The following is a 9,269-nucleotide window of genomic DNA, read 5'->3' as shown; positions in this document are numbered from 1 at the left end:
CCCGCCCGTCCAAAAAGGACGGGCGGGACGCCCATCCCACTTTCAAGAGTGGAAGTTATTTAATTCTCATTCCTTAGAAAGTAAACGTCGTTCTAACAACCCCAATCACCAAATCAGAATTATTCTTATTGTGGTCAGGAGCAGTCAGCCAAATCAAACCAGGAGTGATAGAAATATTGTCGCTCAACTTAAACTGATAGAAACCTTCAACGTGCAGCGAAGTATCCTTATCTTCCGGCAAAGTCCGATTAGTAGAACTCGTCACCCGCGGCTCCATGCCTACGATAATCCCCGCCACATTTCCTTCTTTCAACAAATCGGGAAAAGCCAAAGTAACCGCCCAGTTCCAAATTTTTTGATCGCCCCGCTGCACAGAACCCGTAGGAGTACCCAAGTTGGATAAAATGCGCTGATTAGTGTAACCAGCCCAACCGCCAATTGCAAATCTCCGGTTCAACTGCCACGAAGCTTGCGCGCCGTAGGAATTGCTAGAAACTGGCACATTGCTATCGCTGTCGAACCCGAAGGAACCGAGACGCTGCGGAAAATTAGAAGCATTGCTGCCGGTATTGGTAATTAAGTTGTAGGAATTAACGTAAGTTAAACCTAAAGCCATGCTGTCGCTCGGTTTGAAAGTCAACTGAGCCAAACCGCCGTAAGAACCGTTGAACAAACCGTTACCCCGCGTCGGGTTCGCGGGGTCGCCGGCCAAATACCCCAAACTAAGCTCTAATTTTTCCCCAAACTGATGCCGCAGAGCGAGGCCAGTACCACCAAGCAAATAGTAAATCGGGTTGCGAGTACCGAAGTTAGAAAGAGCGCCGTAGCTGCCGTCTCCGTCAAAGTAAGGGTTGACAGTGTTAACAAAATCATCAGCAGCGCCGGCATTAGCTTCGAGAATTACAGTCGTGCTTTTGCCTAGAGGGAATTGGTAAAGCAGCGCATCTAAAGCTACTATATTGTTAGCCTCGCCAAAAGGCCCGACATTAAACCGCAATTCCCCTTCAGCAGTTTTCGTATTTTCCGTAGAAAACGCACCCAAATTTAAAACTTGCAATCGAGTTCTCAGCAAATCTTCTCCTGAGAAACTCGTGTCGAAATTGATACGAACCCTGCTACCAAAAGCCGTGGTTTGATCAGCTTCGCGACCCTCGGCATCATCTCCCCTGGCGATACCGGCCAAACCAAATATCACTTCGCCGTTGAGTTTAGTCGTAGTTGAAAACTGATTTGCTTCTAATTCAGAGGCGCGCGCTTCCAAAGCATCGACGCGGCCGCGCAAAGTTGCCAATTCCGCCGCAAATTCTTCTTGCAACCTTTGCACAGAAGCCAAATCTTCTCGCGTCGCCAGATTTCTGGAACCGCCTTGAATCAGCTCGCTAACTTTATCCAAACACGCATTTAAACCTGCTGCAAACTCGTAGCGAGTCATCGCCCGGTTGCCGCGAAAAGTGCCGTCAGGATAGCCAGCTATGCACCCGTAGCGCTCTACTAGAGACTGCAAAGCTTGGAACGCCCAATCGGTGGGTCGAACGTCGGAAAGTTGAGAAACTGAGGTTACTTGGCCAGCCGCATCTTCGCTGCTACTGTCTTCGGCGCTGTATTGGTTGATTTGTTCTAAAACATTTGACTGTGCTGGAGGTTGGGCACTTGGATTTGGCGATTGGGAAATCTGCTCTGGGGCGCTTAAATTAGCCGGTGCAACGGCGGGTTGCGTTTCGCTTAAGTTTGCGGGCGCTACTGCGGGAATTTGCTCCGCGACAGGTTGTTCGGGACTTAAAGTTGCGGGCGCTACTGCGGGTTTGGTTTCGCCTAAATCTGCAGCTGCAACTTCCGGTGCTTTTGCTTGTTCGGCAACTGGGGCAATCGGCTCGTTAGCGTTAGCCAAGCGATCCGAAGGAAAGCCCTCGTAGATGTTCGCACTTTCTTTCTCAATAGTCTCAACAGTCAAGTTGCTAGCTAGCGACGCTGGTTCGGCTGTCTCAGGCTTTGCCGTCTCAGACTTTGACGCCTCGGTTACAGCACCTGCTAATGGCAATTGATCAGCTTGATCTGTGGTGGCAATTTCTACAGGTTTCTCTGCTGCTAGCGCCGTCGAAGATACGACTAAACTTGCTGCCAATACAGCGGGACTAATTAAAAGTCCCTTCCACAAAAATTTGGACATTTTTTCCTCACACCACATTGAGCCGATCGCCCGTTCCGAAGATTTAGGCGCCAGCAAATCACCTTCAATATTCTGCCTAATAGTATTTCTTGTCAACAATCGGGGAAATCACTGCCGAAAAGTGCAGTTTTGCTGTGGCTGATTTGACAAAAACCCCGTTTATTCCCAAAATCCTTGGTTTGACTCACCGAAGAGCACCATTCTCAAGAACAGGCAAGATGCCTGTTCCACAAAGAGGGAATTTTCTTGTGGAACAGGCCGAAAAGCCTGTTCCTAAACAAGTAATTGAGAATGGCGCAACATCTCAGTTTGAAGATACCTACCTAGAAACCTGGTTGATGGCCCGATATTGCGTAAGTGAGCCCTCAGTAAGATTAATATTGACAGAAATGGCGCTAACACATCGTTCGATCGGCTACAAATACAAGTGAAACAACTCAAATACGCCCTAGTTCACGAATGGTTGACGCCCTTAGCTACTGGCGGTTCAGAACTCGTAGTACAGGAAATCCTCAAACACGTAGACGAGGCAGATATCTATGCCCTCATCGACTTTGAATCAGCCAATCCCGAAAGCTATCTTTTCGGGCGACAGATTGGCACAACTTTTTTGCAGCAGTTTCCCAATGCCCGCAGCGGTGTCCAAAAATATCTGCCGTTTCTGCCGATCGCGATCGAACAACTAGATCTGCGAGAATACGACATCATCCTCTCCTCATCCCATGCCGTCGCCAAAGGCATCCTCAGCAGTCCCCAGCAAATGCACGTCTGCTACTGCCACACGCCCATGCGCTACGCTTGGGACTTAACTTTTGACTATTTGCGTAGCAGCAAAGCCGGACGGGGCATCCAGGGTCTGCTGACGCGATATTTGTTGCATCGACTGCGGCAGTGGGACGTAATTTCCGCCAATCGCGTTGATTATTTCATCGCTAACTCTCAACACACGGCGCGCCGAATTTGGCGCTGCTATCGGCGGCGGGCCCAGGTGATTTATCCGCCGGTAAATATCGAGCGATTTTCCTTGATGCGGCAAAAACAAGACTTTTACGTCACGGTTTGTCGGTTGGTAAGTTACAAAAACGTAAGTGCGATCGTCCAAGCATTCAATCAACTAGGGCATACTCTCATTGTCATCGGCACCGGGCCAGAATTAGAAATGATTCGGCAAATCGCCAAACCCAACGTGCAAGTGCTCGGCTGGCAGCCCGCCTCCATCGTTGAAAAGTACATGGCAGAGGCGAAAGCCTTTGTCTATGCAGCTTGCGAAGATTTTGGCATAGCTTTGGTAGAGGCTCAAGCTTGCGGAACACCGGTAATTTCCTATGCAGCAGGGGGCGCTTTGGAGACAGTGCTCGACATTCGCCAACACCCAGAGACTGGGACTGGTTTATTTTTTTCCTCCCAAACCCCAGCAGCATTAGTCGAAGCTGTCGAGGAATTTGAGCAGTTGCAAGGCAAATTTGAGCCAGAAATCAGCAGGTTGCGCGCTGAACATTTTGCCCCCGATGTCTTTGGGCAGCGCTATCTAGCTTTTGTGGAAGGCTGCTATCAGGAATTTCAATCCCGTGATTTTACCGAGTCTGGGGCTTGAGAGTGCCAGAGCCCGATAACGGGAGAATCTTCCTTCTGCCTTTGTATAAGTGCCTTCAGAAGACCTCTGCATCAGTGCCTTGTGCCTTCTTCCTGGTGCGTTGAGAAGCCATCTTCCTTCTTCGTTCTGCCTTTTGAAGCCTTCTGAAGGCAGAAAATTGAGTATTGGCAACATAATTGAGAGAACAAAGCGTCTTGAGGCTTTATGATCAGGACTGTGTGTGGTGTGAAGTGAAGGAGTAAGATGACTGCCGACAGCCAACTAATCTCCGGCAAGGTAATTCGAGCGATCGCAAGACGCGGTTTTGGGTCTGTCCTGCAAGGAGATAGACGCATAAGTCGTTCTCTACAGAGCCTCGACGGAGAACTTTTCAAGCGGTTATTTGACATCCTGTTTTCCTTATCGGTTCTGATCCTGTTTGCTCCGGTTTACCTGCTTTTGGCTTTCTTAATCGCCTTAAGCTCGCCCGGTCCTATTTTTTACGTACAGGAACGAGTAGGCAAAAACCGTAAAAGGTTTTATTGCCTGAAATTCAGAACGATGGTGGAAAATGCGGACGATATATTGCTAGAAATCATGGAAAATTCTCCGCATTTGCGTCAAGAGTTTGAGGACAATTTCAAGCTGAAACAAGACCCTCGAATTACCTGGATTGGAAGATTTTTACGAATGACCAGTTTAGACGAGTTTCCCCAGTTTTGGAATGTTTTAAAAGGAGATATGAGCGTCGTTGGGCCCAGACCTTTAGTTGAAGAAGAACTGCCGAGATACGGCAATCACATCAACAAAATTCTCACCATAAGACCTGGAATTACAGGATTGTGGCAAGTTTCCGGTCGCAACGACATTCCCTATCCCCGCCGAGTCCAAATCGACCTCTATTACGCAAATGACAAAAACCTTTGGATGGATATGTGGATTGTTTTCAAAACAATTGGAGTTGTGATTTTTCCCAAAAATAACGGCGCATACTAATTTTTGTCCGCAGTCAGCAATCGGTAGTTAGTTTTATTTGTTACTGACCACTGATGCTGACTACTGACAATCAGCGACAAACTCTTTGTCAAAACTAAACAGTTCCGGGATGCCGATCGCAGAATTGTCAGCTTAACTAAAGGGGCAAATACTTAAATAAACCTACCTCTTATTCATCTAGAAATATCAGTTATTCTAGATAGACTACTTTAGGTTTAGGTGTTAAACTTAACTCTATAACCTTTGGCTTAAGGGGGATAGCCTACTTATCTTGGGATAGCCCACTACCCAACAGCGTAGGAAGTAAACTTCAACGGGCTTTAGGTAACTAAAGTTAAGTTTGAGTAAGTTTTATAAAGCAGTTTGAGAATACGGCCGGCAGGGAGCAACAGCCTCTGCCAAAAAATTTATTGTAAATTAACACAGCCTGTCAAAGGAAAATCAGATGACGCAACGTAAGCGAGCGCTAATAACAGGTATTACAGGTCAAGACGGCTCCTACTTGAGCGAATTACTGTTAGAGAAAGGATATGAAGTTCACGGCATTATCCGGCGCAGTTCTAGTTTCAATACCGATCGAATTGACCACATCTATGTCGATCCTCACAGCGAAGGTGCGCGCCTGTTTTTACACTACGGCGACTTGACGGACGGCACCACTCTCCGCCGAATATTAGAAGAAGTTCAGCCGGTAGAAATTTATAACTTAGGCGCTCAATCTCACGTTCGAGTCAGTTTTGACTCGCCGGAATATACGGTTGACACAGTAGGGATGGGAGTATTGCGGCTGCTAGAAGCAATTCGGGACTATCAGCACCGCACCGGCATAGAAGTGCGGTTCTATCAAGCAGGTTCTTCGGAAATGTTTGGTTTGGTACAAGAAGTTCCGCAGAAGGAAACAACTCCTTTTTATCCCAGAAGTCCTTACGCCTGCGCCAAAGTTTACGGGCACTGGCAAACAATAAATTATCGCGAATCTTACGGACTTTTTGCCTGCAACGGCATCTTGTTCAATCACGAATCTCCCCGCCGTGGCGAAACTTTTGTAACTCGCAAAATTACTCGCGCCGTTGCCAGAATAGTCGCCGGCAAGCAGAAAAAGATTTACTTGGGCAATCTCGATTCTAAGCGGGATTGGGGCTATGCTAAAGACTACGTGCGGGCGATGTGGCTGATGCTGCAACAAGACAAGCCTGACGATTATGTCATTGCTACCAACGAGACCCATTCCATTAAGGAATTTCTCGATTTGGCTTTTACTTACGTCAATTTAGATTGGCAAAAATATGTGGAGTTTGACGAACGCTACTTGCGGCCTGCAGAAGTCGAACTTTTGATTGGCGATTCGACTAAGGCGCGCCAGCAATTAAATTGGGAACCTTCTGTAACTTTTCAGGAGTTAGTACATTTAATGGTAGATGCTGACATGAAAGCTTTAGAGGAGCAAGGTCGAGGTTCGGGCAACGGATTTGATTAAGCTGCTACATCAAGCCGTCAGTGCGAACAATTTGTAGGGGTAGGGCCCCGTGTCTACCCCTTTGGCGAAAGGCGCGCACCGGAGGATTGCCCCTGCACACACTTCACAACTGATCAGAGGATGGTTACAGCTATTAGTGCGATCGGCATTCAAAGAACCAGCTTAATTGCTCGCCAAATTTTCGGCTGTGCGGGCTAAAAAAAACATTAAAATGATAGTTGAGGAGTCGCGACCCGTATATCTAACTTTCGGGTGTGCACGGCGCAAATTGTCCCTATCGGGTGCAGCTAAAACAAATTTGTGGGCAACCTCATCCTGTAGCTGAAAGCTTTTTTTGCTAAAGCAACAATTTTAGAATTGAAATTGTCGATCGACCTTTATTCAAAATCCCGAGGCTAAAATTATGACCAGCTTGGATTTAAGCAACAAACGCATTCTAGTCACGGGCGGCGCCGGTTTCTTGGGCCGTCAGGTAATCGACCAGCTAGTGAAAGCAGGGGCCGATGCTGATAAAATTTCTGTAAGTCGATCGCGCGACTGCGACCTCCGCGTCATGGAAAACTGCAAGCGCGCCGCCGACCAACAAGATATCATCATTCACCTCGCCGCCCACGTCGGCGGCATCGGTTTAAACCTAGTCAAACCCGCTGAATTATTTTACGACAATTTGATGATGGGCGCGCAACTAATCCACGCCGCCTACGAAGCAGGAGTCGAAAAATTTGTCTGCGTCGGCACGATTTGCGCTTATCCCAACTTGACCCCAGTTCCTTTCAAAGAAGATGACCTGTGGAACGGCTATCCAGAGGTCACTAACGCACCTTACGGAATTGCCAAAAAAGCCTTATTAGTGCAACTGCAATCCTACCGCCAGCAGTACGGATTCAACGGTATCTACTTGCTACCAGTAAATCTGTACGGCCCGGAAGATAACTTTGACCCGAAAAGTTCCCACGTCATCCCCGCCTTAATTCGCAAAGTCTACGAAGCCCAAGAAAGGGGAGACAAAACACTGCCTGTTTGGGGAGACGGCAGCCCTAGCCGCGAGTTTTTGTATTCCACAGATGCCGCGCGGGGAATTGTGATGGCAACTCAATCTTACAGTGAATCTGACCCGGTTAATTTGGGAACGAATAGCGAAGTTAAAATTCGCGATTTAGTGGAAACCATTTGCGAATTGATGGGATTTGAGGGAGAAATTGTTTGGGAAACAGACAAACCGAACGGTCAGCCGCGCCGCTGTTTGGATACGCAAAGGGCTAAGGAAAAGTTTGGTTTTGTTGCTGAGGTGAAGTTTAAGGAAGGGTTGAAAAGTACGATCGATTGGTATCGAAAACACGCAGTTTGAGTGGGAAAAACCCGGTTTCTTGAAGAAACCGGGTTTTTTTAGGAATAATATTATTTCCGGTCGATTACCCCTAATACGGTAGGGGCGGGTTCACGAAAAATATCTGCCAATAATTGACAATCTCAAAAACCCGCCCTTTTAATCGCTCGATCGTACATGATATAATACTAAATGCGGGTGAGAAACCTCATTTATAAGAGTCGGCGATTGCCACCTATCCTACACAAACCAGTCCGCCTTCTGGCACTAAGAAATTATACAAATTTGGGTGATAATTCACTGACAATAGTCGGCAGCAGTGCCGTGTCCCTAATGCTGTGTCCTGTATTTCATCCGAGTGAAAACTGCTATAATACAAATACCTCGACTGAAATCATCGAAAACTGAAATTTGGGAAAGCCAATGATTGCCGATCGCACCCACAATTATATCTCGCCCGAAGAGTATCTGAAGTTAGAAGAACTCAGTCCGATCAAACATGAGTATATTCAGGGCGAAGTCTATGCAATGGCAGGTGCAAATGACGCTCATGTAACTGTTAGTGTCAACTTAGTTACCTTGTTGAGAAATCATGTTCGGGGTAGTGGCTGTCGTGTCTATATGTCGGACATGAAAGCTAGGATTGAATCTAAGAATATTTACTACTATCCCGACGTGATGGTAACGTGCGACGAACGGGACAAATCATCTCAATCTTTTAAGAGATATCCTTGTTTAATTGTCGAGGTGTTGTCTAATGGTACGGAAGGATTCGATCGGGGTGATAAGTTTGCTGACTATCAAGAATTAGAAACCCTTCAAGAGTATGTGTTAATTAGTCAAAAACGTGAGCGGGTAGAGTGTTTTCGTCGCAATGCTGAAGGGTTGTGGGTTTTGTATTCCTATACTCAAGGAAGCGAGATTCACTTGGCTAGCGTAGATTTTCGCACAGGTATTGATGCTATTTATGAGGATGTAATTTTTACGAAGGAAGATTCAGAAGCAGATATTGACGAAGTGCGATCTAGGGGATAAATGGAAAGTGCGATCGCACCTCAGTTAAGGAAGGGCGAGCTTGATGTAAGGTGATGGTAAACTGAATTGCAAGTATCTTATATGATTAGTTAATGAGTGGCATTAACCGCGAACTAACACCAGACCCAAGAACCAGTTTATTTGACAAGCATCTTCCCGAAACGCCACAGGTACAAAGACTGCTGAGAAAAGAAGGAAAAGCTCATGTGTTTAATGACAGAGCCACAATGGATTTAGTGATACAAGCTATTATAGATAGAGGAGAGCTTACAGGGATTGAGGATGAAACCGATGACTACGATCGCTACGGGTTATACTTTGATTATCCTATAGGTTATCAAATCAGAGCCGACGGCAGTCGCATTCCGCTGTATTACGCAGAAATTAAAATCATCAAAGGAACTAATAATTACCATGTTATCCCCCGCACCAAACCTCGTCGAACAAATCAATGATTGGGAATTTATCGAGTTGTGGGTAGATCCGATTGTTTTCCCGCCTCGAATTCTGATGTTAGTGGGTGGCAAAAATGGTAAGTGTTGTATTTACGAGCCATCGGCGAATTATAAACCGCTGTTTTTAAGTTCAAGTTACGATGAGGCTCACTCGTGGCTAGTGGAAGATGAATATGAGCGAGTTGATGGTAGGCTTTTATCCTCGGAAATAGTTTGAGACTGTGATATTATGAGGGCGA

General features: G+C 46.5%; 9 protein-coding genes. 8 read left to right on the top strand and 1 reads right to left on the bottom strand.

The genetic code is table 11. From position 1 onward, the window contains the following. Nucleotides 1-73: 73 nt before the first annotated feature. The gene (locus QUB26_RS07420) at nt 74-2,263 is read right to left on the bottom strand and encodes an iron uptake porin (RefSeq protein WP_333237492.1); all 2,190 of its coding nucleotides are present in this window, start codon (nt 2,261-2,263) and stop codon (nt 74-76) included. Between the two features lie 122 nt (nt 2,264-2,385). Between QUB26_RS07420 and QUB26_RS07415 the strand changes: the two genes are divergently transcribed. The 8 genes from QUB26_RS07415 (at nt 2,386) to QUB26_RS07380 (ending at nt 9,247) form a co-directional block, all read left to right on the top strand. Then, entirely contained in the window at nt 2,386-2,598 is a 213-nt protein-coding gene (locus tag QUB26_RS07415) for a hypothetical protein (RefSeq protein WP_333237490.1), read from the top strand. Next, on the top strand, nt 2,595-3,761 hold the full coding sequence (locus QUB26_RS07410) for a glycosyltransferase (RefSeq protein ID WP_333317310.1): 1,167 nt from the start codon (nt 2,595-2,597) through the stop codon (nt 3,759-3,761). The genes QUB26_RS07415 and QUB26_RS07410 overlap by 4 nt, the downstream gene beginning before the upstream one ends. A 243-nt stretch (nt 3,762-4,004) precedes the next feature. After that, complete coding sequence (locus QUB26_RS07405; protein WP_333054666.1) at nt 4,005-4,736, top strand: sugar transferase; 732 nt, start codon at nt 4,005-4,007, stop codon at nt 4,734-4,736. A gap of 445 nt (nt 4,737-5,181) precedes the next feature. Then, nucleotides 5,182-6,213, top strand: coding sequence for a GDP-mannose 4,6-dehydratase (gene gmd, locus QUB26_RS07400; RefSeq protein ID WP_333054667.1), 1,032 nt, complete (start codon nt 5,182-5,184; stop codon nt 6,211-6,213). Nucleotides 6,214-6,616: 403 nt separating this feature from the next. Next, nucleotides 6,617-7,561, top strand: coding sequence for a GDP-L-fucose synthase (locus QUB26_RS07395; protein WP_333317308.1), 945 nt, complete (start codon nt 6,617-6,619; stop codon nt 7,559-7,561). Nucleotides 7,562-7,963: 402 nt separating this feature from the next. Continuing rightward, the gene (locus QUB26_RS07390; protein ID WP_333317314.1) at nt 7,964-8,575 is read left to right on the top strand and encodes a Uma2 family endonuclease; all 612 of its coding nucleotides are present in this window, start codon (nt 7,964-7,966) and stop codon (nt 8,573-8,575) included. Between the two features lie 92 nt (nt 8,576-8,667). Next, the gene (locus QUB26_RS07385) at nt 8,668-9,030 is read left to right on the top strand and encodes a DUF6972 family protein (protein WP_333317306.1); all 363 of its coding nucleotides are present in this window, start codon (nt 8,668-8,670) and stop codon (nt 9,028-9,030) included. Further along, nucleotides 8,990-9,247 carry a hypothetical protein gene (locus tag QUB26_RS07380; protein ID WP_333317304.1) on the top strand — a complete coding sequence of 86 codons (258 nt, stop codon included), beginning with the start codon at nt 8,990-8,992 and terminating at the stop codon, nt 9,245-9,247. The genes QUB26_RS07385 and QUB26_RS07380 overlap by 41 nt, the downstream gene beginning before the upstream one ends. Nucleotides 9,248-9,269 lie beyond the last annotated feature (22 nt).

The organism is Microcoleus sp. B4-C1, assembly GCF_036705285.1.
Taxonomy (GTDB): domain Bacteria; phylum Cyanobacteriota; class Cyanobacteriia; order Cyanobacteriales; family Microcoleaceae; genus Microcoleus.
The sequence above is the reverse complement of the archived record's forward strand: the minus strand, read 5'-3'. Positions and strand labels throughout refer to the sequence as shown.

What these genes read in the sequence shown, in the direction of transcription:
- QUB26_RS07415 (WP_333237490.1), top strand. Translation starts at nt 2,386, where the DNA reads ATGCCTGTTCCACAAAGAGGGAATTTTCTTGTGGAACAGGCCGAAAAG.
- QUB26_RS07385 (WP_333317306.1), top strand. Translation starts at nt 8,668, where the DNA reads ATGAGTGGCATTAACCGCGAACTAACACCAGACCCAAGAACCAGTTTA.
- QUB26_RS07395 (WP_333317308.1), top strand. Translation starts at nt 6,617, where the DNA reads ATGACCAGCTTGGATTTAAGCAACAAACGCATTCTAGTCACGGGCGGC.
- gmd (WP_333054667.1), top strand. Translation starts at nt 5,182, where the DNA reads ATGACGCAACGTAAGCGAGCGCTAATAACAGGTATTACAGGTCAAGAC.
- QUB26_RS07390 (WP_333317314.1), top strand. Translation starts at nt 7,964, where the DNA reads ATGATTGCCGATCGCACCCACAATTATATCTCGCCCGAAGAGTATCTG.
- QUB26_RS07405 (WP_333054666.1), top strand. Translation starts at nt 4,005, where the DNA reads ATGACTGCCGACAGCCAACTAATCTCCGGCAAGGTAATTCGAGCGATC.
- QUB26_RS07380 (WP_333317304.1), top strand. Translation starts at nt 8,990, where the DNA reads ATGTTATCCCCCGCACCAAACCTCGTCGAACAAATCAATGATTGGGAA.